A 23,601-nucleotide genomic window follows, 5' to 3' on the forward strand; every position below is an offset into this window, starting at 1 on the left:
TTGTAGTGCCCTTAAATAAATGGGCCGATTAATTAGCTAAATGAGCAAAATGCCCGCTTAATTCCATTAACCTCCATGTTTGTTTGTGCATATAATTTACTAATCAAACGATAAGGACCATATTGGGGGATGTCTCTTATGGGCAAAAAAAAACAGCCGAAATTTAAATTAGGCGATACAGTCGTAATAACAATGTATGGGACAGTCGGGAATATAACCGATGTGAAATTTCTCGATGGTGCTTATGTGTATGAAGTGAACTATAGTGAAGGTCTTTATATCGAAAAAACATTGCAATCGATAAATGAATATGAAGGAGAAATCCTTTATCCGAAAGAACAAATCGATATTGAATATAAATTTTTATTAGGTGACTTGGTCCAAGTGGATGGATATGAACAGGATTATTTCAAGATTATCGGCTATCGAACGGAAATTTGGCGCTATAAGGAAAATGCCTGGGAGGATGTAATCTATGAGTTATCAAGAATCTCTGATGGTGAATGGCTTGAAGCGCATGAAGAAGAACTGACTTTAATTGCCGATGCTAAACGTGCAGATGGAATCATTAAAAAGTTGGGTCTGCTCCTTCCTCAAAAGAAAAATGAGCTTGCTATCATTGCTAAACAAAACAACCCTGGTAAAGGTGAGCGAGAAATGACAATGACAAAAGATGAAAAAAAGGAAATGATTGATGGCCTGTTGGATTTATATAATGATTATTGTAAGCTCTACGAACATTTTGGCGATGATGAATATCGTCACATCATGAAGATCGCCCTCGCTAAAATAGAAAAGGCGGCAGAGGAAATTTATCCAGATCATAAAAAGAAGCAAACGAAGTGAAAGACACCTATAAAGGGCAATTTCCAGATTCCCTATAGAAGTATCCATTCAAATTGATCCCGAATGGAACTTGATAACGATAGACCCTTCATATGTTTTTCCATTAAGGGATGCCTTACTGGTATATTTGTCTCTACACATTCATAGACCTTTAAATAAGGGGGCGATGATTTGCGAGAAATTGAGGTTTTTATTGATACAGAAGAGATAGCGGAATTCTTTTTTCAAGAATTGATAAGACGGGGCTATCTTCCAACAGAAGCTGAAGTTGAAGATCTTGCTGACATCACATTCGAATATCTTCTTGAAAAATGCATAATTGATGAAGAAGTCGATGAGTAACCTGTCATAAGACGGTTAGCAGCTTCCTTTCCCTTAATTTAACTATTAAAAAAAGACGGCGGACCTCCGCCGTTTTGTTTGCAATTTAGGAAGGGTGGCAAAAGTCGTTTCGTGATTTCCATTTTTCAAGTTCCAGATAAGGTTCGATTTTCCTAACTTGTGGTTGATATGGTATAGTAGTTTTTGAATATCATTTCAATCACAAGTTAAGGAGGACATAGTCGTATGAGCGTACATATTGGTGCAAAAGAGAATGAAATTGCGGAAACGGTCTTACTTCCTGGGGACCCGTTGCGTGCAAAATATATTGCTGAAACATTTTTAGAGGATGCTAAACTTTATAATGAAGTTCGTAACATGTTTGGATATACAGGGACATATAAAGGAAAACGAATTTCTGTACAAGGTACAGGCATGGGTGTCCCATCCATTTCGATTTACGTGAATGAATTGATGAATAGTTATAATGTCCAGAAGTTGATCCGTGTGGGAACTGCAGGAGCGATTCAAAAAGATGTAAAAGTCAGGGATGTGATCCTTGCCATGAGTGCTTCCACCGATTCACAAATGAACCGTATGACTTTCGGCGGGGTGGACTTTGCCCCGACCGCAGATTTCGAATTACTAAGAAAAGCTTATGACGCCGGCACGGCAAAGGGCTTGCAATTGAAGGTCGGTAATGTATTTACGGCCGATCAGTTTTATAATGATAATAGTGAATTGGAAAAATGGGCAAAATACCAAATACTTGCAATAGAAATGGAATCAGCAGCCCTATACACGCTTGCTGCTAAATTTGGCCGCCAAGCTTTATCTGTATTGACCATTTCCGATCACATTTTAACTGGTGAGGAAACGTCGGCGGATGAGCGCCAGTCAACTTTTAACGAAATGGTTGAAGTGGCATTGGAAGCAGCAATCCAGGACTGATAATTGTATGTAAATGACAGGCGGGTGACCAGGAATAAGTGATCTGTATAATGGCGTTTGGATACAGGCTCATTTGTTCCAGGTATCCGCATTTTTGTAATATCAGGAGATGCCTGTTGTCCTTGGAGCATTCTCCATGATTTGAAGTTTTAAAAAAATACATATGGCTATAAGTTGTTATTTTTGATAACTATTATTTTTCGATTGGCATGAAAGCTGATAAAATAGGAATGAAATCGTTTATATCGTCATGAAGAATGAAAGTGGTGAGGCTTCAGTGGAAGAAGAAAATCAAAAACAGCCAAAAGAGGCAGGGAAATTCATTAAAATAAAGAAGTTTACGTTCATTATGGGGATTTTCTTAGTCATATTTCTAACTGCAGGGATTACTACAATAGCCTTGACCTTTGGAGATGAAAAAGTAGAGTCATTAGCACCGGATAAGCATGCGGAATTTGAAAAGCTGTATTCTACATACGATAAGATAAAAGATGACTATTATGAAGAGGTTGATGAAGAAAAGCTGGTTGACGGCGCAATTAATGGAATGATCAAATCATTGGATGATCCCTATTCCGCTTATATGGATAAAAAGGAAGCATCGAGTTTCCATGAGAGCATCTCTTCATCTTTTGAAGGAATCGGTGCTGAGATTCAGGAGCAGGATGGACAAATCATGGTCGTCTCACCGATAAAAGGGTCCCCAGCAGAAAAGGCAGGGGTAAAGCCAAATGATATCATATTAAGTGTGGACGGTAAAAGTGTTGAAGGACTCAGCTCTTCTGAAGCTGTCCTGAAAATTAGGGGCGAAAAGGGAACGAAAGTTGATCTATCCATTTCAAGAGCTGGTGAGTCGGAACCGATTAAGCTCACCATTAAACGGGACACAATTCCGATTGAGACGGTTTATGCGGAAATGCTTGATGATGGAGTTGCCAAGATTCAAGTGACCAGTTTTTCCGAACATACAGTCCAAGAGCTGAAAACGGCGCTTGAGGAAATGTCGAAGAAGGACATGAAGGGTCTCGTATTGGATCTGCGGGGAAACCCAGGAGGACTTCTTGATCAAGCAATAGAAATGGCAAGCCTGTTCATACCTAATGGGGAAGTGGTCCTTCAAGTTGAGGAGCGCAGCGGGAATAAAGAAGTCTATAAATCGGAGAATGATGGAGAACTGAAAATCCCGGTAGTCGTGTTGATTGATGACGGAAGTGCCAGTGCTTCTGAAATCGTTGCAGCGGCTGTCAGTGAATCAGCGGACATTCCATTGATCGGTGTCAAGTCATTTGGGAAAGGGACAGTGCAGACTGCCCAAGACTTTAAAGATGGTTCTAACTTCAAATATACGGCAGCTAAATGGTTGACTCCTGAAGGCAATTGGATTCATAAAAAAGGGATCAAGCCGGATATTACTGTGAAGCTTCCTGATTATGCGAGCCTTCCGTACATTTCGCCTGATAAGGAATTGAAAGCATCCGATTCTTCGAGTGAAGTGAAAGCGGCTGAAGAGATGCTGAAGGTAGCAGGACATGATCCAGGTAAAATAGATGGATTCTTCGATGAAGCAACCAAGAATGCGGTCACAGCATTCCAAAGGGAACAAAAAATTAAAGAAACCGGCACCATTAAGGATGATACTACCGTGAAATTGATGCAGGTCATCCAGGAGAAAATCCTTAAGAATGACACACAAGTGAAAAAGGCAGTAGAAGTATTAAAGAAAGAAATCAATAAATGATGTTGATCGAAAAGCCTGTCAGCGGATATCGTTGGCAGGCTTTTTTTTTCGTTTCATGCATAATATTCCAAAATTAGGCAGAAAATAGGGGTAATTTTCCGATGAGGTGAGGTAATGAAAGAAAAGGTATTGTTCATATATCTATTGGTCTTGATTCTGGCAGGCTGTACCTATGCCCCTTTACCCAAACAAAATGGAAATGAAGGTACGGAAAAAAAACTAACCAATGAAGATAACCAGGAAAACGATAAAACCTTTCTGTTAATTGGTGTTGACACAAGGGGAGAGCAAAAATCTCGATCAGATGCGATTATCCTTGCAAAATACTTTCCTGAGCAGGAGAAACTGAAGCTGGCTTCCATTATGCGTGATAGTTATGTGAAAATCCCCGGGAATAAATCAGGATATAACAAAATAAATGCTGCTTATTATTATGGTGGGAGGGAATTGCTCAAGAAAACCATACAGGAAAACTTCGATGTCAAGATCGACCATGTAGCGGTAATCGACTTTAAGGGATTTGTGAAGATGGTGGATTTACTTGCCCCTGAGGGGGTGGCGGTGAATGTGGATCAGGAAATCATAGATGATATGAGCATCCAAGCAAGCGTCGGTAAAAATGTTTTACATGGTGAGGAAATATTGAAATATGTCCGTTTTAGACATGACGATGAAAGTGATTTTGGAAGGGTTGAACGACAACAAGAAGTAATGGTTCAATTAAAAACAGCGTTTATAAATCAAATCTCATCCTTCGAAGGGATGGCGGCCCTTCCTAGTATAATCGAACAAGGACTCTCGTACTTGGATACGGATATTGGACTGAAAACAATAATGGAAATGGGTCCCAAAGCAGTCTTCCATACACCGGACACGGTCGAGACCTTAAGGGTTCCAGTGAAAGGAAGCTTTAAAGATGAAATATATCCCCAGTCCGGTGCCGTTTTGGAAATAGACTACACTAAAAATAAGAAGGCACTTCAGGAGTTCTTTTCAAAATAATAAGAATGTCCTATTCTCTTTTATTATCGAAGACATCCTAATATTAACTGAAGATGTTCATATTTAAATATTGTATTATAGACCTCGCAAGAATAATCTTAATTCAATCACCTTTAAAAAACGAGAGGGATAAAAAATCCTTCTCGTTTTTTAACACCATAAAAGGAACCAGGATCAATTAACAAAATGCGGAATGTTTTTGAAGAAATCCGGTGTTATGATGCCGTTTTCGGTAATGATGCTTGTAATTAGATGATTCGGTGTAACGTCGAAGGCTGGATTGAAAGTCTTCACGTTTTCCGGAGCGATCCTTACATCCTGAATGAAGGTGATTTCCGTTCCATTCCGTTCTTCAATCGGGATGGATGTGCCGGATTCGATAGAAAGGTCGAATGTGCTTGATGGTGCGGCTACATAAAAGGGGATACCAAAGTGCTTGGCTAATATGGCCAATCCCAACGTCCCGATTTTATTGGCAGTATCTCCATTTGCCGCAATCCTGTCGGCCCCGACTATAATTCCCTTTATTTCTTTCTGGTGAATCGTATGGGCAGCCATATTATCAGAAATTAAGGTGACGTCAACTCCCGCTTGCATCAATTCCCAAGCCGTCAAACGCGCCCCTTGCAGGACAGGCCTTGTTTCACATGCGTACACTTTTAGCGGAAAGTCCCTTTCTTTAGCCAGGTGGAAGGGAGCCAAGGCAGTACCATACCGGGCTGTGGCGATTCCCCCAGCGTTGCAATGAGTAAGAATGGAATCTCCTCTATTGAATAGGGATAAACCATGTTCCCCGATTTTCCTGCACATTTCTTCATCTTCAGCAAAGATGGCTTTAGCCTCCGATATAAGTGCTTCCTTGGCAGTTGAAATGCTTTGAGCAGCCTGCAAGGTGTTCTCCATCCTCCTTAACGCCCAAAAAAGGTTGACTGCAGTAGGCCGTGAAGAGGCGAGCTTTTCAATATGCCTCGTTACATTTTTCTTGAATTCCCCTAATTCAGCGGTTGTTTCCTGCTTGGCGCCAAGTGCAACACCAAATGCTGCCGTCAGCCCAATTGCTGGGGCACCGCGAACTTTTAATGTCAAAATGCTGTCATATACATCATCAACAGAATGAAGTTCAATAAATTCAGTTATGGAAGGAAGGGCTTGTTGATTTAATAATGTAATATGGGTATCATCCCAATGTACCGAATATGGTAAGGGTGCAATTGTAGTCATGTTCAGGTCTCCTTTTAAATGGTTGAGTAAGATGGCAGTGTCCGTTGCTTCAACGCTTCAATGACGGCTGGAACATCCAATTCATCCCGTTTTTTAATTAATAAAGTACCGATTTCCAATGTTGCCGTTTTGGCTGCGATCCTTCTTTCTTTATCTTCAATGACGTTTAAATCGGCTACATGGGAAAGGCCAATGGTTCGCCGAATCAGTTCGCAGCCGGCAAAGCCGAATGCATCTTTTTTGAATTTTGTCAGTAAATAAGGCAGATAACCCTTCACATGGCGGAATGGACTTTTATTTTGGACCTCCCATAATTTGGTGTAAGTTTCTTCAAAGGCATTCCAAAATTCATGAAGGAGCGTGAAAATCTCTTCCTTTCCAGCGCCATTTCGTGTAATTGCCTGAAAGAGAAGGTTGGCGGTGTATTGACCAAGGTCAAAACCAACTGGCCCATAAAAAGCGAATTCCGGGTCAATAACCTTTGTTTCAGTTTTACTTGCAAATATACTTCCAGTATGTAAATCTCCATGAAGCAAGGCTTCCTGCTCGGTTTCAAAGCTTTGCTTCAGCTTGGCGACCTCAAGTATCACTTCTTGATCATTCCATATTTTTTGGGCGGCATCTTTCAATTCCACCTCGAAATCTCCAGGGAGTTCCTCAAAAAATGGATCCGTGAAAATAAAGACCTCAGTGATTTTGCAGAGTTCGGGATTCGTGAAATGTCGGGCCACTTCCTTTTTCGAAGAGGGTTCTAAATGATAATCGGATGTATAAAATGCCGTCTTCGCAACATACTCACCAATATGCTGTGAAAGCAATGGATATGAATCGCCATCGATCAATCCTGTTCTAACGATTTTTAAGTGCGATAAATCCTCCATGACTGTGATGGCAAGCTGTTCATCCGAATAGTAGACTTGCGGTACGAATTCGGGGCAATAACTTCTGAAATGAATCAACGCATTCGCTTCAATGGCTGCCCTTTTCAATGTCAGCGGCCAGCTTTCACCAAGTACCTTGGCATAAGGGACCGCTTGTTTGATTATTAGACCTTTGTTTGTGACCGTGTTTGTAATTTGAAAAACATAATTTAAGTTTCCATCGCCGATTTCATTACATTTCAAACTTGCATCCGCATTGACCAACCCAAGTTTTTTTGCAAGAGTTATAGCTGTTTCGTTTGTCAATCTCTTAAAATTTGAATGGTTTTGAGTCATTCTTTTCCCCTCCAGATTCAAAATAAGAATAAAAAAGCCTCTTTCATATAGAAAGAGGCAGAAGTTTTGGCTTCGGACCTCTTATCTTCCAGAAAATGAATTCTGGTGGAATTAGCACCGTGCTCTGTGGATTCAATAATCCGGCGGAAGATCCGCCCCATTTCACAATGGTATTACAGTCGGTTGCTGGGCTTCATAGGGCCTTTATCCCTCAGCCTGCTCTTGATAAGAGTAAATGTTTTCTGAAATTTTAATCTTCGGGAAAATAATATCAACTTTTTAAATAGTTTGTCAATGGGTAAATTAATAAAAGTCAGGACGGCGATCTTCGAATACAGGTATTTTGTTACGTGCTTCCGTAACTTTGTTGAAGTCCAAGGTGCCTGTCAATAGTTCGTTTCCTTCTCCGGCTTCACTTATGATATTGCCCCATGGATCAATAATCAAGGAATGGCCCGCAAATATATTATTGACATCCGAACCTGTACGATTAACGGCTACAACATAGGCTTGGTTCTCGATGGCACGGCTTATCAATAAGGCTCTCCAGTGATCGAGTCTCGGCTTTGGCCATTCAGCCGTAACGAAAAGAACTTCCGCGCCTTGAACGGTATGGGCTCGCTGCCATTCAGGGAAACGAATGTCATAACAAACGAACCCGGCACATATTTTTTCATCAAGGGTAAATAAACCATCTTTTTCACCTGGCTGCAGGAAATGATGTTCATCCATTAATTGAAATAAGTGAAGCTTATCATATTCTTTAATGAGCTTTCCGTGTTTATCGATGATGATCATGGTGTTATAGATTCCCTTGCTTGTTTTTTTCGCAATGGAACCGCCGATGATGTGAATCTGGTGTTTCTGTGCCTGTGTTTTAAGAAATTCAATCGTTTTTTCTGCCTCTTGATCAGCAATCTCATTCAGCCTGGTCAAGTCGTATCCGGTTGTCCAAAGCTCTGGTAATATGACGATATCGGGTTGGGACCGAGCTGCTTTTTCCATCCATTGTTCTGCAACCTGAAAATTGATATCTGGTTGCCCGAAAGCTATATCCATTTGAATACAAGCTATTTTCCACTTCATCGTTTAAAACCCCCACATGTAAAAAATGCTTTACAAGACTACGATAAACATATATCATTTGTGACTAGAATTTCAAGAAATTTCAGAGAAGGTGTATAAATGGTGCAATTCGAAAAATCCGGACTGCTTCAGGACCTGCCCAAGCAGTTTTTTGCTTCACTGGTCGCAAAAGTCAATGCAATCACGGAGCAAGGACATGATGTCATTAATTTAGGCCAGGGAAACCCTGATCAGCCGACGCCGGAACATATCGTCAAAAGTTTGCAAACTGCCGCTGAAAAAACGATTAATCATAAATATTCGCCATTCCGGGGACATCAATATTTAAAAGATGCTGCTGCCGTCTTTTATGAGCGGGAATACGGTGTCAAGCTGGATCCGAATAGTGAAGTGGCAATTCTCTTCGGGGGAAAGGCAGGTCTTGTCGAACTTCCGCAGTGTTTATTGAATCCAGGTGATACGATCCTTGTTCCAGATCCCGGCTATCCGGATTATCTTTCCGGTGTTGTTTTAGCCCAGGCAAAGACCGAACTGATGCCCTTGACAGAAGAAAATGATTTTCTTCCGAAATACGATGACATACATAAAGAAGTTCTTGATAAAGCCAAAATGATGTTCTTGAATTATCCGAATAATCCCACAGGCGCTTCTGCAACTGAAAGTTTCTTTGATGAAACCGTCTCCTTTGCAAAAGAACATTCAATTTGTGTGGTCCATGATTTCGCCTATGGGGCGATAGGATTCGACGGAAAAAAACCGATAAGCTTTCTCCAGGCGGAGGGAGCGAAGGATGTAGGAGTTGAAATATACACTCTATCGAAAACATACAATATGGCAGGGTGGAGAGTCGGCTTCGCAGTGGGCAATAAGAGTGTAATAGAAGCTCTTGAACTATTACAAGACCATCTTTATGTGAGTCTCTTCCCGGCGATACAAGAAGCTGCGGCAAGCGCTTTGCTTGACTCACAGACCTGTGTAGGGCAGTTAGTGCAGATGTACGAGGGGCGAAGGAATGTTTTCATTGAGGGATTGAGGGCCATCGGCTGGGATGTCAAAGCTCCAGCGGCATCGTTTTTTGCCTGGCTCAAAGTACCTGAAGGTTTTACGTCCGAGAGTTTTGCTGACTATTTATTAACGCATGCCCATGTAGCTGTTGCTGCAGGGAATGGGTTCGGTGAATTTGGCGAAGGTTATGTCAGGGTAGGGCTACTGACTTCGGAAGAACGGCTGCAAGAGGCTGTGGAACGAATACGGACATTAAACTTGTTTTAATGCAATAAGGCTCACCTTTAAATAGTTAAAACTTATTGACAAAGTAGGAATTACCTGTCAGAATACAAAATAAATTCTTAATCTTTCGATACTTGGATGCAACTTATATATCAGCGTTTTCTTATTTTGAGCAGGTGGAGGGACTAGCCCGATGAAGCCCAGCAACCGACCGTAATTCCATTGTAAAATGGGGCGGAATCCTTCCGCCGGATTTTTTTGAAATCCGCAAGGCACGGTGCTAATTCTTGCAGCCGAGGGCTGGGAGATAAGAAGATGGCTTTTTAAAGCCTCTTCTTTATGAAGGGGCTTTTGCCATTTTGAGACCATCTCAGGTTATTAATGACATCGAGAGTTTACTAACGTGTTATAGGAGTGATCAGATGAGCGAGATAGTCGCTACTTATTTAATTCATGACTTTAATGGAAATCATGAGAAAAAAGCAGAGAGCATTGCCTTGGGTCTGACTGTGGGGACATGGACGGAATTGCCACATTTGGTACAGAAACAACTGGAAAAACATAAGGGGCGCGTCGTATCGGTGATACCCCTACCTGAAGAAGAGAGGGCAAACAGCTACTTTAATCGGAAAGTATACCGTTCGCAGATTAAAATTGCCTATCCGGCAAGGAATTTCTCCAATGATTTACCCGCAATCCTTACGACGGTCTTCGGCAAGCTTTCCTTGGACGGTGAAATAAAACTTATTGACTTGGATTTTGTCGGTGATATTCAAAAAGCTTTTCCCGGGCCGCAATTTGGCATTAAAGGCATAAGGGAAAAAGTTGGCGTATCTAACAGGCCCTTGGTGATGAGCATCTTTAAAGGCGTATTGGGAAGAGACCTAACATTTCATAATGAGCAACTGAGGCAACAAGCATTGGGAGGTGTCGACCTAGTTAAGGATGATGAAATCCTCTTCGACCAGGAACTGACTCCATTTTTCGATAGAATAAAAACGGGAAAAAGAATCTTGAATGAAGTCTATGAAACCGCTGGCCACCGGACTTTATATGCTGTCAATCTATCAGGGAAAACATTTGAATTATTGGATAAGGCAGAGCAAGCGGCTGAAGCAGGGGCAGATGCTTTATTGTTCAACGTTCATACATATGGTTTGGATGTATTGCAGGCCTTGAGTGAACATGATCGTATCAAGCTGCCGATCATGGCGCACCCCGCATATAGCGGGGCATTGGCATCTTCATCATTTTATGGTATCGGCTATCCATTATTGCTTGGTAAATTAGTAAGATTATCAGGTGCGGATTTATCCTTGTTCCCTTCTCCTTATGGAAATGTCGCACTTGAAAAAACGGAGACCTTAGCGATTGCTGAAGCTCTGACAAGAGATGAACTTTCATGGAAAAAAGCCTTCCCTGTTCCTTCTGCAGGCATTCATCCGGGCATGGTTCCAGACCTGATCAAGGATTTCGGGCTTGATAGTGTGATTAATGCCGGAGGCGGAATTCACGGGCACCCTGACGGAGCAGAGGGCGGTGCCAAGGCTTTTCGTTCTGCCGTGGAAGCGGTTCTGGCAGGAAAGGAACTTTCTGAAGCGGCGGCTGAGGAAGAAACCCTAAAAAAAGCTCTTGTGTTGTGGGGAGGCCTATAAGAAATAATGAAACCGATCATCTTTTGTGATTTTGACGGAACGATCACCAACACAGATAATATCATTTCAATTATGAAGAAATTTGCGCCACCGGAATGGGAAGCGTTGAAAGACGGTGTCCTTCAGCAAAAAATCAGTATATCTTCAGGAGTTGGGGATATGTTTTCCCTGCTTGATAGTGGCTTGAAGGATGACATAATCCAATATGTAAGAAAAACGGCCGGCATTCGTCCAGGGTTTTATGAATTCGTTGAGTATACGAAACAAGCCAATATCCCTTTATATATTGTAAGCGGGGGCATGGATTTTTTCATTTCACCCCTTTTGAATGATATCTTGCCAACAGAGTCCGTTTATTGCAACCATGCATTTTTTGATAAGGAAAAGATTTATATTGAGTGGCCACATGCTTGTGATGAGCAATGTAGTAATGATTGCGGTTGCTGCAAGCCGTCCATTATGAGGGAAATTGCGGGTCCGGAAGATTTTAAACTCGTTATTGGAGATTCAGTTACGGATTTTGAAGCGGCAAAACAGGCCGATTTTGTCATAGCCCGTGACATATTGCTTGAAAAATGCGGTAGGGAAGGAATTCCACATCAAGGATTCGAAACATTTTTTGATGTAATTGACATCATAAAGCAGCAGGAGGTGGTTAAAGCGTGAACACTCATTCTAAAGAATGGCTTGAGTTGGCAGATATTAAAGCTGAACTGGCCGAAAGGGATTGGTTTATGGGAACTAGCGGGAATTTGTCCATCCGCGAACCCAAAAGCCCTTTCTTTTATATTACCGCAAGCGGTAAGGATAAAAGGAAGCAATCGGATTCGGACTTTTTACTGGTGGATTTAAAAGGAAAACCGGTTGAAGAAACGAACCTAAGACCATCGGCCGAAACTTTACTTCATACAGACATTTACCGAAAAACCAATGCGAACTGTGTACTCCATGTCCATACAGTTGAAAATAATGTGATATCGGAATTGTACGGAGATGAAGGCCAAGTTTCCTTTCGTAATCATGAAATCATTAAAGCGACCGGTCGGTGGGATGAAGATTCGGAGCTTCGGATTCCAATCATATATAATCACGCTGACATTCCGCTGCTATCCGATAAGTTCAAGCCGCATGTCGAAGAAGACTCTGGCGCTGTGCTGATACGCAATCATGGCATTACGGTTTGGGGCAAAAGCGGATTCGAAGCAAAAAGAATACTTGAAGCTTGCGAGTTTTTATTTCAATATCAACTGTTGCTTAATCAACAAAAGGCGTTTGCAGGTTCTATAAGATAAATACTCATAGAGGAGGAATGAATGATGGCGACGATCAGATTCCATGAAACAAACGAGGTTATTGAAAACGGTGAACAGGTAAAAGGTTTTTTAGAAACACAAGGGGTTATTTATGAGCAATGGGACATTTCTAAATTACCTGCCCATCTTGTGGAAAAATACGATCTAACTGATGCTGACAAGGAGGAAATCCTTGTAACATTCCAATCAGAGATAGCGGAAATCTCTGAAAGAAGAGGCTATAAAGCCCATGATATCATCACATTATCCGATGCAAACCCGAACTTGGATCAAATGCTTGAAAACTTTAAGCAGGAACACCATCACGAAGATGATGAAGTGCGATTCATAGCAGGCGGAACGAGTATCTTTGCCATTGAAGGCAATGATAAACAGTGGTTTGATGTACGGCTTAATCCAGGAGATCTTATTAGTGTACCAGAATCAACAAGACATTATTTCACGCTCGCGGAAGATAGGAAAACTGTTGCTGTCCGGATTTTCGTAACAGCTGCAGGATGGGTGCCGATTTACGAAAAAGACGAAGTTCAAGCATGAATCAATGTTGAAAAACCAGCTTACGGGCTGGTTTTTATTTGTAAAAAAAAGGGAAGTCGGAATGATCTCACCTAACCATGATTTTTAAAAAAAACATTAATCCCTTTGTTTTTTTTCTATTTTATAGAAAGGAAATCTCGCATGATTGAAGAAATTTGCGACACTCCTGCCGAAAAACTGGCTAGCCGAGAACCCACAGGCGCTTGCGCCTAGGAGGCTTGGCAGACAGTCGACGGAAAGGGAGCGGATTTCTGAAATCGACTGGATGTTTTTAAATAAAAAACTGCAGTCGAACTCGTTTCTTCGAGTTTATCTTCAGTCTGAAACAAGCCATCCGGCTTGTTTCATTTTGCAGTCAAAAAGGGTTCGGAATGGTCTCATCTCGAACCATGATTTTAAAACAAGACTAGATTATCCTTAATGGTTTTTTCCTGTAACCCCATTGGATTGAAGAAATTTGCGACACTCCTGCCAAATAACTGGCTAGCCGAGACCCCACAGACGCTTGCGTCGAGGAGGCTCGGGAGACAGTCGGCGGAAAGGGAGCGGATTTCTGAAATCGACTGGAGGTTTTTAAATAAAAACTGCAGTCGAACTCGCTTTTCTTCGAATATGTCTAGTCTGAAACCAGCTTACGGGCTGGTTTTTTTATGTGAATCCTGCAAGTGCTTTAGTAAGCTAATTATGATAAAATTTAACGGAATCGAATTTAACCGGATTTAGGAGCAGATAAGAATGAAGACGACCGAAGTGTACATATTGGGCGGCTTTCTCGGCAGCGGGAAAACGACGCTTCTTCGAAAAATTTTAAAACAGGAAAGTGAAGCGGGCAGAAAAGTGGCAGTGCTTTTAAATGAGCTCGGCAGTGTATCGGTTGACAGCGGACTCATTGGTGATGGAGTGCCTCTGAAGGAGTTGTTTGACGGGTGCATTTGCTGCACAATTCAAGATAAACTGGAGGTTCAGCTTCATGAGTTACTAACCGAAAATGAACTGGATGCGGTTTATATTGAAACGACGGGTGCAGCTCATCCAGTTGAAGTATTGGATGGCATCATGTCGCCGATTTTCGCCAAAAAGCTGGAGTATAAAGGGATCATCACGGTCGTCGATTTATTAAGGTGGCGCGATCGGGAGGAACTGTCCCCGCAGCTTCGACAGTTGCTTGCAGAGCAAATCCATCATGCCGATTTCATTTTATTGAATAAAGCGGATATGGTAAGTGAGATGGAGGCCGCACAGCTAATATATACGATACAGGCGCTGAATGCGGATGCTGTATGTTTATTGACGGAGTATGCAGCCGTTTCCTTGGCATCATTGCAGCAAATGCAAAGAAAAAGGCATAATGGACATCAAAAGCTTGATGTACATGACCATTTGCATTTAACTGCAATCGTTCATACATTTGAAGGTGCTGTTGCACAAACCGACTTTGAAGAGTGGCTTAGGGCCCTGCCGGAAACGGTCTATCGAATGAAAGGATATATTTCCTTTACACATTCACAATACCCCCATTTATTCCAATACTCCTACGGAATGCCGATGTATATGAATGAAATGATGAAAATGCCATTGAATATCGTCATGATCGGGGAAAAGTTGGATAAGGAAATGTTGATCGGTCAGTTGAAAGCTTTGGAAGCGAAAGCAACCCGATAAACGTTTACCGCCCATTAAAGAAGGGAAACATGAAAAGAAGTCTTTCTTATTAAGGAGGCGGTATTAGTGCCATGGAATAAGAACGATTACCCAAACTCGATGAAAAATCTAGATAAAGATGTTAGGGAAAAGGCTATAGAAATCGCGAATGCATTATTGGATGAAGGATATGAGGATGGAAAAGCCATTCCAATTGCCATTGACCGGGCTAAGATGTCAGTAGGAAATGATTGAGAAAATGGTCAGACCCACATAGGGGTCTGACCATTTTTATTGTTGCATTCCAAAGGCGGCAAATGTCTTTTCGTCTTCTATCAATCCGCAGGCAGCACATTGAACCCGAACTTCAGGACCATTATATGCTAGATGGAATGGCAGAAGGGAGTCGTTCGAATATTGTTCAACAATCTCACCGGATTGGGGATCCTTTTTAATGGGTGTTGCTACTTGCTGAATGAGATTGAAGCGAGATTTATTTGTCCGGCAATTCGGACAGCGGTATACTTGAGACATTGTACTCACTCCTTTTTTGGATTTTAAAAAGCATGATATCTTATATTAAGATAGTCTTTACAAACTTGAACATTAATATGTATAAATTAGTAATGGATGGAAGGGATACTATGAATGAAAATGTCAGGCAAGAAGAATTACTGGTGGCTTATTTAAGCATATGGAACAATCGTAAGGTGAGCGATGGAGGGGGAAGGGAAGTTCTGCCGGAACTCATCCGACGGGAGCTTTTGGATGAAAATGCCCATCCCCGTGCCCGAAAACCAGTATTGGAGAAATTTTACCTTTCTATTAAACGAGTGATGGAATCTTCGCTTTCGGAAGAAATGAAAAATGCGATTGTAATGGCCTATATCACTGAATTGGAAAGATTATGATTTTTCGAGTGTGTACGGATGCTTGTTAGCAAATATTCTTTTATGTTTCATACTTTTTTCACAAATCATTGTTAAAATCTTTAAAAAATAGATATTTAATGAATAAGGAGCTTAAAATTATGAAGTGGGGCATTGGGCTTTTTCTTGCCATCGTACTGCTTACGGGGTGTAATGGCGGTAATGCATTTACTAAAATCAATAAAAGTCAATCTTTCCTGGCGACTGTCAACATCAAGGATACCTCACTGACTTTCATAGACGAAAACTATCATGCTTTTGCAAAATGGGATATTTCAGAACCATTTACCGGAGCACTGCTCCTGGCAGACAAAGATACTATCCTGCTTTATGGAAAAGAGATGGAGAAAGTCCAAGTGTACTCTTTATCTGCAGGAAAACTGATAAACAGTTGGGAAATTGGGAAAGGGATCGTCAATATGCAGTTGTTACGTGATGGAAAAAGCATCGTGGCGGTCAATCAATCGAATCACTCCATTTATTTTTTAAATGCTGATGGGGGGGAACAGGATATTGTCAAGGTTGGTAAAAGCCCCTTGACCGTTCTTCAAGGAGAGCAAGCGAATCGATTGTATGTTATTAATTTTGGTGATACCAAATGTTCAGTGATAAATCTTGAAACGAAAAAGGTCGATTTCGAATTTCCCGTACATAGTTCCAGCACAGGCACATTATTAAGGGAAGAAAAGGATGAAATATGGATTGGAGGACACGGTGATGGGGATCAAGTGGAAGAAGATCTATATATTTATTCAGCAAAAACGGGAGTGTTGAAGAAAAAGCTTAAGGCCCCAACCATGCCGATAAAGTTCCTGGAAAATGATGAAGGAATATTTGTCCTTAGTCATGGGACTAGCTCCTTATATAAATTGAATGATCAATATGAGGAAGTCAAAAGCAAAGTGGTCGGCGTCAACCCCTTTGAAATGGCGAACTTTAACGAAGATGTGGTCGTGGCGGGATATGATAGTGATGAAGTGTATGTAATGGATGCTGAAACAGTCGATGTTAAAAAAACGATCAAAGTCGGCGAAGGTCCATTCCAATTGATGTTGAGGGAGTAGATGACATGCATGCTTACACCATTTTAGTCGTGGATGATGAAGAAGATATGCGTAATCTAGTTGAAATGTATTTGCTGAACTCAGGTTATCGATGCCTTCAAGCTGCGAATGGAAAAGAAGCTATAAGTATGGTTGAAACAGAGGAAGTGGATTTAATCCTATTGGATATCATGATGCCAGGTATGGACGGTTTCTCCGTTTGTGAAGAAATTCGTGAAATTGGGGAGATCCCTGTGATATTTGTCAGTGCGAAAGGTGAAGAATGGGATAAGGTGAAAGGGCTGAAGCTTGGCGGCGACGATTATATCGTCAAACCGTTCAATCCAGGAGAATTGGTCGCAAGGGTCGAAGCGGTATTGCGAAGGACAGGGAAATTATCATTGAATGAAGAGAATCAAAACCACGTCCGATTCGGTAAAATTAGCTTGAACTTGCAATCCAGAACGGTTTTAGTGGAAGGGAAGCCAATCAATTTAACCTTGAAAGAATTCGAATTGCTGTTATTCCTCATTCGTCATAAAAGCCAGGCACTCAGCCGTGAACAACTGCTTGAAAATGTATGGAGCGGTGAGTATGGAGGATCTTTACGTACAGTGGATACCCATATTAAAACGTTACGAATGAAATTAAGAGCGGCCGATTACATTCAAACCGTCTGGGGAATCGGTTATAAGATAGAGGAAAAGAAATGATCTATAAATGGCGAACCCTTTCTTTTAAATTATGGCTCACCATTATCTCCGCCATCATCCTATCCGTGCTGTTCGCTTACTCCCTTTCTCAATATTATTATAAAAATCTATATGTGGAGAAGCTTAAAACGGATTTAGTCAATGAAGCATCATTGCTAGGGGCGGATTATTCCGGCGGTGAAATCAGCGAAGACTTTAAGCAAAAAGTTGAATGGTTTAACAGTAAGAACGACAGCGAAGTCTTTGTCGTCAATAATCCCAGGGAATTGAGTGCTTGTCTGCCTTTTGAAATCAATTACGATACCCTTATTTCTGAAGAAGAACGGCAAATGCTTTTAGATGGGAAAGCCGTTGAAAAAGAAGGATATGAGAAAAGGTTTGAAAAGAACATCGTAGCGGCGATCATACCCCTGATTGACGAAAATCGCCTCGAAGGTATCATTTATACATATATTCCTGTAGATTCCATTACGGTCTTATTTAAGGAATTTGCTGCAAAATGGTTGGCGGCGGTTCTATTATTTTTGATTGTCGCGATTTTGTTTACTACTAAATGGTTGAAAAAGCTAGTCAGTCCGATTAAGGAAATCGAGACTGCGGCCCATCGTGTCTCAGAGGGGGATTATGACATACAGGTCGAGGTAAGGAGTCATGATGAGATAGGTAAACTGGCAATAGCCTTTAATGATATGGCCAATTCCATCCATTTGGAAGAAGAAAGAAAAAAAGAATTTCTAGAAAATGTTGCACATGAGCTCAGAACCCCCCTTAGTTACGTAAAGGGATATACGCAGGCCATATTGGATGGTGTCGTGAAAAATGATGAAGAGCAACGGAGATACCTTCAACTCATTTCAAGGGAGGCTCTTAGGCTGCAGCGGCTTGTGGGAGATCTTATGGACTTATCAAAAATGGAAAGTGCTCCATTCCTGTTAAATAAAACCCCGATTGCCTATGCGCAATTCATTGAAGACGTACTTGTGAAATATGAACCGATAATAAAGGAAAAACAATTGGGCTTGAAGCTAGACCTGGATCCAGACCCGATTATTTTTGGGGATGAAGGAAGGATGGAACAGATCCTGCATAACATTTTTGATAATGCCATTCAGTATACGGATTCCGGAGGGGCGATTCATATTACCCTAATTCAGCATAAAGATGATTGCGAACTGCTGGTAACTGACACGGGCAACGGGATTCCGGAAGCGGATCTGCCGTATATCATGAATCGTTTTTACCGTGTGAACAAAGCACGCAGCCGTTTTGATGGCGGTTCAGGGCTTGGACTGTCCATTGTCAAAAAATTGGTGGAATTACAAAATGGTAAAATCGAAATAGAAAGCAAGGAAAAAAGGGGAACAACAGTCAGGGTCATCCTGCCGAATATAAAAGAAGAATGGAATTCATAAAAAGGGGATACGTTCAAAAATGAAAAAAATCATGTTATTTTGCATGGCGTTAATTGTTTTGGCTGGATGCGGCAAGAAAGAGGAAATTCCAAAAATGTTAAATGTCGATTTAGCTGTCGATCCAATTCAGGGTAAAGTGAATGAGCCTGTGAAATTTCAGGCAAAAGTAACATATGGGGACGAAGTCGTGACAGATGCGGATGATGTCAGTTTTGAAATTTGGCTTGCGAATAGCGATGACCATGACAAGATAGCAGTAAAACATAAAGGGAATGGTATATATGAACTGGAAAAGGCTTTTGATGAAGAAGGAACCTATTATGTATATGCCCACGTAACGGCAAGGGACATGCACAACATGCCAAAGAAAGAATTCGTCATAGGCAAACCAAGCACTCCCGAACAAAATGGCGGAAAAAAAGAAATGGACGAGATGAATGATGAAGAAATGAAATGAGTACCATCAAAATCAAAACAATTCGGGCTTTAATCCGGATTGTTTTTTTATTTGGAAAAATATTCAAGACGATAGGGGGAAATGACGAAATGTCGAAGTGAAACCGAAAAATTTGTAACATAAAAGTAAAGAAAGTCATAATAATTCGGTTAGTAACGATATGTCAACTAAAAGTTATTAGTATTCCATGGAAATGGTTCTATGTAACTACCATTGACAAATAATTACTGGAAAAATGTGAGTATTTATACTGATGGCAGAAACATAGATAGTTAAAGCATTTATGCCTGTTTTCTCTGAAACTTGGATCATAAATATATTTTCATTCGCATCCTGTGAATTTGATGGAAATTGATGGTGCCTTTATTACAAAAAGTGCATGTTATGATAATTCCAGAAGCAAAGCACAACAAAAAATGAACATCACAGGAGGAAATACGAATGAAAAAGAAAATGATTATGTCAGCAGCAGCGGCTGCAGCTATTATATTCACAGGAGTAGGAGCTAACCAAGCTGAAGCAGCCAACTGTGATACAGTGAAACAAGTAACTTATAAAACTACGAATAAAGAGGATATGCAAAAAGTCCTTAACCAATACCTAGCTAAATACAATATCACTATACCTGCAGCGCAGGCACAACAAAAACCAGTTCAAAAACCAGTTCAACAACCAGCTCAAAAACCAGTTCAAAAACCAGTTCAACAACCAGCTCAACAAGAAGCTGGAACAACGAACCAATCAAAACCAGCAGCAAAACCAGCAGCACCAGAAGTAACACCTGATAAATCAACTGATAAAAAACCAGAGACAAGCTCTGAATTAAGTGCTTTTGAACAAGAAGTTGTTAAATTAACGAATGCAGAACGTGAAAAACAAGGTTTGGCAGCTCTTAAAATCGACACTGAGTTGAGCAAAGTTGCACGTATCAAGTCTCAAGACATGAAAGATAAAAACTACTTTGACCACAATAGCCCGACTTACGGCTCACCTTTCGATATGATGAAACAATTCGGAATCAGCTATAAAACAGCTGGTGAAAACATCGCACAAGGTCAACAAACACCAGAAGAAGTGGTACAAGCTTGGATGAATAGCCAAGGACACCGTGAAAACATCATGAATTCTAGCTTTACTCATATTGGAGTAGGTTACGTAGAATCTGGTAACTACTGGACTCAACAATTCATCGGAAAATAATAGATTAATAGAAAAGTGCATCCCATTAAATTGGGGTGCGCTTTTTTTTGCGGGAATGGATCATTCCATTCCATTCCATGAAAAAAAATCAATTGTGACATCGATTGGTTCTCTATAATGTACCCAAATCTAAAAAAAATTGAACCAAGAAATAACTGGAACCGCACCTTAACATCAGTGAGGTCCCGGTGAAGCCACTTAAATTTCCGATACATCGATTTCTGAATACTGTGTATTGAAACTTTTTTGAAGCCGTATTTCCAATGTTGATTCTTTATATTGGGCTGATGCCCCTTTTTTCTTTACAGGTGCGGGGAGTGTTATGACATGCCGATCTGACTCTTCGGGAATCCCCTCGATGATGGATTGGTTAGATGTATGGTAAAGTTTCATTTTCTTTAGCCAAGATTCATCTTGTATTGGAATTCTTACGAAGACATATAAGTGGGTGTCAAATACTTCGGCATGTAAAGGATGTTCAGATCTGGCATTTACTTTTTGTGAGCCGCCATCATTTTGGTTCATCATACCTTGCATATTGTCAGGGATCACTTGTGAAAATACCTTTTCAATGAACGATTGAACATCACTTTGCTGCATATTTTTCATGAATTCCTTTTGGTTCGGGTTATTCTTAAAAGAAAAAAGTGAATTCCAGGGAAACATATTGAATTCCTCTCTCCTGTTTATGGTCTGACAGGTTTATTTGTTATATTTTATGCAGCTAAAGCCCAGAGGTTCTTTTTTATAATTACTAAATTATAGAAAATGGAATAAACTTATGTATAATTAAGTAAAATCCATTAGATAAAGAGGGTAAGCCTGTGGATGAAAAAGTAGCTTTTATTACTGGTGGAGCAACGGGTATCGGCAAAAGGATGGCATTTTCACTCGCGGATAATGGAATGTCCATTATCATTACTTATCGAAAAAGTAAAAAGGCAGCTTTAGCATTAGTGGATGAATTACAGGAAATGTACCATGTTAAGGCAATTGCGATTCAAGGTGACTCGTCAAGTGAGGAAGATTGCCGGAATATATTGCAAAAGATTTCGGAGACATTTGGCCATGTTGATATCTTCATTCATAACGCAGGGCCATATATGCATGATCGTAAACTGATGACTGATTATGGCAGCGATGAATGGAAGTACATCATGGACGGGAATTTAAATGGTTTTTTCTATTTTGCGAAGGAACTTATTCCACAAATGCGCAGCAGAAACTGGGGCAGAGTCATTACCTTAGGGTTTGAACGGTGTGAAACTGCACCAGGTTGGATTTATCGTTCTGCTTTTGCCGCTGCAAAGAGCGGCTTGACCTCCTTGACAAGAACTTTGGCTGCGGAAGAAGCTACTCATGGAATCACCGTGAATATGGTTTGTCCTGGTGATATCATAGGGGGTTGGAAAGAGGAGGAAATAAGGGTCGCGAGAGCAGAAAAGGATGATACGGTTCCAGTCGGCAGACCGGGTACGGGGGAAGATATAGCGAGGGTCATCACGTTCCTTTGTGATGAAAAATCAGATTTCATTACCGGGAGCATCATACCGGTAACAGGCGGTAAGGATGTTCTTGGGAAAATATATAAAGCCTAGTGATTTAGAATTTGAATTCGGTATGAAAAAAAGTGAGGCCGGTGTTATCCAGCCCCACTTTTTTTATGCCATTTTTTTATATTTTACTTGCTGAATGTACCGTAAGCGAGCAGCCAAGCCTATAGCCCCAAGAGCCAAGCCGGAAATTAAGCCGATCCAATACCCAAAGGCTCCCATATCCGTAAACTTTGCAAAGAAATAGCCAATTGGAAGCCCGAGAATCCAGTAGGAGACCAGTGACATGGCAAATGTGACATTTACATCCTTATATCCACGCAAAATGCCCTGAATAGGTGCCTGCAGGGCGTCCGATATCTGAAAGAAGATGGCATATATTAAAAAATGTGATGTCAGCATCATTACTTCGTGATCTTTAGTGTATAAAGAGGCCACAGGTTCACGAAAGAGGAAGAGGATGGTCGACAAAACGAGTGACATCGTCAAGGCCATTGAAATGCCAATCCAGCTATACTCTTTGGCATCTTTATAACGGGCTGCCCCAATTTCAAATCCAATGACGATCGTCAATGCCATGGATATACTTAGCGGTATCATATAAAGCAGTGACGCAAAATTCATGGCAATCTGGTGTGACGCAATCGTAACGGTATCATACTTACTCATCAAAAGGGTGACAGCCGAAAAAATGCTTGTTTCAAAGAAAATAGCGAGCCCGATGGGTACCCCAATCAATAATAAGGCCCTCCATTCTTTCCATGAAACCCGGAAAAATTCAGTGAAAACCTGATATGTCGAAAATGGGTTTATTTTTATCACGACCAGTATGGCCACCAGGGCAATTAACCAATAGGTAATGGCAGTGGCGTACCCGGAACCGACACCGCCAAGTTCAGGGAATCCAAACTTCCCGTATATTAACAAGTAATTAAAAAGGACGTTTACCGGGAGCGCACATAAGGTGATGATCATGGAAATCCTAGTTTGCCCCAGAGCATCGATGAAAGCCCTCAACGCATTATAAATGAATAAAGGAATGATACCGAGTGAAAGGGCGATCAAATAATCATGAGCCACCATGTGGACACTATCTTCAAGGTCCATGGCATTCAATACGGGGTTCAAAGAAAAAGCTCCAATGATTAAAATGAACAAGGCTAAAGCCACAGCTAAATAAATGGCCTGCATCACGGAATAGGAAACGGATTTGGACTGCCTGGAACCCACCAGCTGTGAAACCACCGGTGTTAAGGCAATCAATATCCCGCTCAGCCCCGTATACACGGGTGTCCATAGCGAACTGCCGATGGAGACGCCAGCAACGTCCTGAGTGCTGTATTGCCCCGACATCATCACATCAAAAAAAGTCATGGCATACATGCTGATTTGGGTGATCAGGATAGGTATCAATATATAAAATAACAGGCGGATCTTTTGTGATTTAGTATAAGTCTGATTCATCAAAGTACCTCAATATCAATATTTGGAATTTTCAACACAATGAAAGAATTATATCACATAAGCATGTGATAT

25 protein-coding genes, 1 pseudogene and 2 riboswitches are annotated in these 23,601 nt (G+C 41.0%); of the genes and pseudogenes, 20 read left to right on the plus strand and 6 right to left on the minus strand.

The genetic code is table 11. The features are described 5' to 3' along the window. The first annotated feature begins 138 nt into the window (after positions 1-138). The 5 genes from ACFX4H_RS03810 (at position 139) to ACFX4H_RS03830 (ending at position 4,858) form a co-directional block, all read left to right on the plus strand. The gene (locus ACFX4H_RS03810; RefSeq protein ID WP_034307510.1) at positions 139-846 is read left to right on the plus strand and encodes a hypothetical protein; all 708 of its coding nucleotides are present in this window, start codon (positions 139-141) and stop codon (positions 844-846) included. A gap of 171 nt (positions 847-1,017) precedes the next feature. Then, entirely contained in the window at positions 1,018-1,188 is a 171-nt protein-coding gene (locus tag ACFX4H_RS03815) for a YozD family protein (protein ID WP_064505166.1), read from the plus strand. Between the two features lie 225 nt (positions 1,189-1,413). Continuing rightward, entirely contained in the window at positions 1,414-2,118 is a 705-nt protein-coding gene (deoD, locus tag ACFX4H_RS03820) for a purine-nucleoside phosphorylase (RefSeq protein ID WP_034307509.1), read from the plus strand. Positions 2,119-2,395: 277 nt separating this feature from the next. Next, complete coding sequence (locus ACFX4H_RS03825) at positions 2,396-3,856, plus strand: lmo1851 family serine protease (RefSeq protein ID WP_377434031.1); 1,461 nt, start codon at positions 2,396-2,398, stop codon at positions 3,854-3,856. A gap of 114 nt (positions 3,857-3,970) precedes the next feature. Next, entirely contained in the window at positions 3,971-4,858 is an 888-nt protein-coding gene (locus ACFX4H_RS03830) for an LCP family protein (protein WP_063590845.1), read from the plus strand. Positions 4,859-5,032: 174 nt separating this feature from the next. On the opposite strand, the gene mtnA is transcribed toward ACFX4H_RS03830, so the two are convergent. The 3 genes from mtnA to ACFX4H_RS03845 form a co-directional block, all read right to left on the minus strand. Beyond that, entirely contained in the window at positions 5,033-6,079 is a 1,047-nt protein-coding gene (mtnA, locus tag ACFX4H_RS03835) for an S-methyl-5-thioribose-1-phosphate isomerase (RefSeq protein WP_249598164.1), read from the minus strand. A 14-nt stretch (positions 6,080-6,093) separates the two neighbouring features. Then, on the minus strand, positions 6,094-7,296 hold the full coding sequence (gene mtnK / locus ACFX4H_RS03840; RefSeq protein WP_377434034.1) for an S-methyl-5-thioribose kinase: 1,203 nt from the start codon (positions 7,294-7,296) through the stop codon (positions 6,094-6,096). A 78-nt stretch (positions 7,297-7,374) separates the two neighbouring features. Beyond that, a riboswitch (SAM riboswitch) is annotated at positions 7,375-7,528 on the minus strand. Positions 7,529-7,599: 71 nt separating this feature from the next. Continuing rightward, entirely contained in the window at positions 7,600-8,382 is a 783-nt protein-coding gene (locus tag ACFX4H_RS03845; RefSeq protein ID WP_034307495.1) for a carbon-nitrogen family hydrolase, read from the minus strand. Between the two features lie 99 nt (positions 8,383-8,481). Here ACFX4H_RS03845 and ACFX4H_RS03850 point away from each other — a divergent pair, with 99 nt between their 5' ends. From ACFX4H_RS03850 to ACFX4H_RS03885, 8 genes and pseudogenes are all read left to right on the plus strand, one after another. Continuing rightward, the gene (locus ACFX4H_RS03850; RefSeq protein WP_275729403.1) at positions 8,482-9,654 is read left to right on the plus strand and encodes a pyridoxal phosphate-dependent aminotransferase; all 1,173 of its coding nucleotides are present in this window, start codon (positions 8,482-8,484) and stop codon (positions 9,652-9,654) included. A gap of 118 nt (positions 9,655-9,772) precedes the next feature. Then, positions 9,773-9,926, plus strand: a riboswitch (SAM riboswitch). Between the two features lie 108 nt (positions 9,927-10,034). Further along, positions 10,035-11,267, plus strand: coding sequence for a 2,3-diketo-5-methylthiopentyl-1-phosphate enolase (gene mtnW, locus ACFX4H_RS03855; protein ID WP_377434038.1), 1,233 nt, complete (start codon positions 10,035-10,037; stop codon positions 11,265-11,267). Positions 11,268-11,273: 6 nt separating this feature from the next. Then, a complete protein-coding gene (locus ACFX4H_RS03860) occupies positions 11,274-11,933 on the plus strand; it encodes a 2-hydroxy-3-keto-5-methylthiopentenyl-1-phosphate phosphatase (protein ID WP_063590849.1) in 660 nt (219 codons plus the stop codon). After that, positions 11,930-12,559 (plus strand): methylthioribulose 1-phosphate dehydratase, encoded by a 630-nt coding sequence (locus tag ACFX4H_RS03865; protein ID WP_034307486.1) that lies wholly within the window; start codon positions 11,930-11,932, stop codon positions 12,557-12,559. The genes ACFX4H_RS03860 and ACFX4H_RS03865 overlap by 4 nt, the downstream gene beginning before the upstream one ends. A gap of 24 nt (positions 12,560-12,583) precedes the next feature. Continuing rightward, on the plus strand, positions 12,584-13,117 hold the full coding sequence (locus ACFX4H_RS03870) for a cupin domain-containing protein (RefSeq protein WP_048686713.1): 534 nt from the start codon (positions 12,584-12,586) through the stop codon (positions 13,115-13,117). A 145-nt stretch (positions 13,118-13,262) separates the two neighbouring features. Next, on the plus strand, positions 13,263-13,538 hold the full coding sequence (locus ACFX4H_RS03875; RefSeq protein WP_377434041.1) for a hypothetical protein: 276 nt from the start codon (positions 13,263-13,265) through the stop codon (positions 13,536-13,538). A gap of 314 nt (positions 13,539-13,852) precedes the next feature. Continuing rightward, on the plus strand, positions 13,853-14,779 hold the full coding sequence (locus ACFX4H_RS03880) for a CobW family GTP-binding protein (RefSeq protein WP_377434044.1): 927 nt from the start codon (positions 13,853-13,855) through the stop codon (positions 14,777-14,779). A gap of 66 nt (positions 14,780-14,845) precedes the next feature. Continuing rightward, positions 14,846-14,992, plus strand: a pseudogene (locus tag ACFX4H_RS03885) (DUF2188 domain-containing protein); the annotation flags it as partial. A 57-nt stretch (positions 14,993-15,049) separates the two neighbouring features. Here the strand turns inward: ACFX4H_RS03885 and ACFX4H_RS03890 are convergent. Next, a complete protein-coding gene (locus ACFX4H_RS03890) occupies positions 15,050-15,292 on the minus strand; it encodes a hypothetical protein (RefSeq protein ID WP_034307479.1) in 243 nt (80 codons plus the stop codon). Positions 15,293-15,402: 110 nt separating this feature from the next. On the opposite strand from ACFX4H_RS03890, the gene ACFX4H_RS03895 reads away from it, so the two are divergent. The 6 genes from ACFX4H_RS03895 (at position 15,403) to ACFX4H_RS03920 (ending at position 20,512) form a co-directional block, all read left to right on the plus strand. Then, a complete protein-coding gene (locus tag ACFX4H_RS03895; protein ID WP_095394708.1) occupies positions 15,403-15,669 on the plus strand; it encodes a hypothetical protein in 267 nt (88 codons plus the stop codon). A 119-nt stretch (positions 15,670-15,788) separates the two neighbouring features. After that, on the plus strand, positions 15,789-16,751 hold the full coding sequence (locus ACFX4H_RS03900; RefSeq protein WP_249598159.1) for a YncE family protein: 963 nt from the start codon (positions 15,789-15,791) through the stop codon (positions 16,749-16,751). A gap of 5 nt (positions 16,752-16,756) precedes the next feature. Beyond that, entirely contained in the window at positions 16,757-17,443 is a 687-nt protein-coding gene (locus ACFX4H_RS03905) for a response regulator transcription factor (protein WP_063590853.1), read from the plus strand. Then, entirely contained in the window at positions 17,440-18,855 is a 1,416-nt protein-coding gene (locus ACFX4H_RS03910; RefSeq protein WP_241634162.1) for a sensor histidine kinase, read from the plus strand. The genes ACFX4H_RS03905 and ACFX4H_RS03910 overlap by 4 nt, the downstream gene beginning before the upstream one ends. A gap of 19 nt (positions 18,856-18,874) precedes the next feature. Continuing rightward, positions 18,875-19,312 carry a FixH family protein gene (locus ACFX4H_RS03915; RefSeq protein WP_377434048.1) on the plus strand — a complete coding sequence of 146 codons (438 nt, stop codon included), beginning with the start codon at positions 18,875-18,877 and terminating at the stop codon, positions 19,310-19,312. 441 nt (positions 19,313-19,753) lie between these two features. Continuing rightward, complete coding sequence (locus ACFX4H_RS03920) at positions 19,754-20,512, plus strand: CAP domain-containing protein (RefSeq protein ID WP_249598157.1); 759 nt, start codon at positions 19,754-19,756, stop codon at positions 20,510-20,512. Positions 20,513-20,710: 198 nt separating this feature from the next. Here the strand turns inward: ACFX4H_RS03920 and ACFX4H_RS03925 are convergent, their stop codons facing one another. Beyond that, positions 20,711-21,178 (minus strand): Hsp20/alpha crystallin family protein, encoded by a 468-nt coding sequence (locus ACFX4H_RS03925; RefSeq protein WP_249598156.1) that lies wholly within the window; start codon positions 21,176-21,178, stop codon positions 20,711-20,713. Positions 21,179-21,336: 158 nt separating this feature from the next. Between ACFX4H_RS03925 and ACFX4H_RS03930 the strand changes: the two genes are divergently transcribed. After that, positions 21,337-22,110 (plus strand): SDR family oxidoreductase, encoded by a 774-nt coding sequence (locus ACFX4H_RS03930; protein ID WP_249598155.1) that lies wholly within the window; start codon positions 21,337-21,339, stop codon positions 22,108-22,110. A 63-nt stretch (positions 22,111-22,173) separates the two neighbouring features. On the opposite strand, the gene ACFX4H_RS03935 is transcribed toward ACFX4H_RS03930, so the two are convergent. Further along, complete coding sequence (locus tag ACFX4H_RS03935) at positions 22,174-23,529, minus strand: MATE family efflux transporter (protein ID WP_249598154.1); 1,356 nt, start codon at positions 23,527-23,529, stop codon at positions 22,174-22,176. Positions 23,530-23,601: the final 72 nt, after the last annotated feature.

Source organism: Peribacillus sp. YIM B13477 (assembly GCF_042787955.1).
GTDB lineage: Bacteria > Bacillota > Bacilli > Bacillales > DSM-1321 > Peribacillus > Peribacillus frigoritolerans.

Bases quoted from the DNA above. Each gene is read 5' to 3' on its own strand.
- ACFX4H_RS03810 (WP_034307510.1), top strand. From the start codon at position 139: ATGGGCAAAAAAAAACAGCCGAAATTTAAATTAGGCGATACAGTCGTA.
- deoD (WP_034307509.1), top strand. From the start codon at position 1,414: ATGAGCGTACATATTGGTGCAAAAGAGAATGAAATTGCGGAAACGGTC.
- ACFX4H_RS03830 (WP_063590845.1), top strand. From the start codon at position 3,971: ATGAAAGAAAAGGTATTGTTCATATATCTATTGGTCTTGATTCTGGCA.
- mtnA (WP_249598164.1), bottom strand. From the start codon at position 6,079: ATGACTACAATTGCACCCTTACCATATTCGGTACATTGGGATGATACC.
- mtnK (WP_377434034.1), bottom strand. From the start codon at position 7,296: ATGACTCAAAACCATTCAAATTTTAAGAGATTGACAAACGAAACAGCT.
- ACFX4H_RS03845 (WP_034307495.1), bottom strand. From the start codon at position 8,382: ATGAAGTGGAAAATAGCTTGTATTCAAATGGATATAGCTTTCGGGCAA.
- ACFX4H_RS03850 (WP_275729403.1), top strand. From the start codon at position 8,482: ATGGTGCAATTCGAAAAATCCGGACTGCTTCAGGACCTGCCCAAGCAG.
- mtnW (WP_377434038.1), top strand. From the start codon at position 10,035: ATGAGCGAGATAGTCGCTACTTATTTAATTCATGACTTTAATGGAAAT.
- ACFX4H_RS03860 (WP_063590849.1), top strand. From the start codon at position 11,274: ATGAAACCGATCATCTTTTGTGATTTTGACGGAACGATCACCAACACA.
- ACFX4H_RS03870 (WP_048686713.1), top strand. From the start codon at position 12,584: ATGGCGACGATCAGATTCCATGAAACAAACGAGGTTATTGAAAACGGT.
- ACFX4H_RS03880 (WP_377434044.1), top strand. From the start codon at position 13,853: ATGAAGACGACCGAAGTGTACATATTGGGCGGCTTTCTCGGCAGCGGG.
- ACFX4H_RS03890 (WP_034307479.1), bottom strand. From the start codon at position 15,292: ATGTCTCAAGTATACCGCTGTCCGAATTGCCGGACAAATAAATCTCGC.
- ACFX4H_RS03895 (WP_095394708.1), top strand. From the start codon at position 15,403: ATGAATGAAAATGTCAGGCAAGAAGAATTACTGGTGGCTTATTTAAGC.
- ACFX4H_RS03900 (WP_249598159.1), top strand. From the start codon at position 15,789: ATGAAGTGGGGCATTGGGCTTTTTCTTGCCATCGTACTGCTTACGGGG.
- ACFX4H_RS03905 (WP_063590853.1), top strand. From the start codon at position 16,757: ATGCATGCTTACACCATTTTAGTCGTGGATGATGAAGAAGATATGCGT.
- ACFX4H_RS03910 (WP_241634162.1), top strand. From the start codon at position 17,440: ATGATCTATAAATGGCGAACCCTTTCTTTTAAATTATGGCTCACCATT.
- ACFX4H_RS03915 (WP_377434048.1), top strand. From the start codon at position 18,875: ATGAAAAAAATCATGTTATTTTGCATGGCGTTAATTGTTTTGGCTGGA.
- ACFX4H_RS03920 (WP_249598157.1), top strand. From the start codon at position 19,754: ATGAAAAAGAAAATGATTATGTCAGCAGCAGCGGCTGCAGCTATTATA.
- ACFX4H_RS03925 (WP_249598156.1), bottom strand. From the start codon at position 21,178: ATGTTTCCCTGGAATTCACTTTTTTCTTTTAAGAATAACCCGAACCAA.
- ACFX4H_RS03935 (WP_249598154.1), bottom strand. From the start codon at position 23,529: ATGAATCAGACTTATACTAAATCACAAAAGATCCGCCTGTTATTTTAT.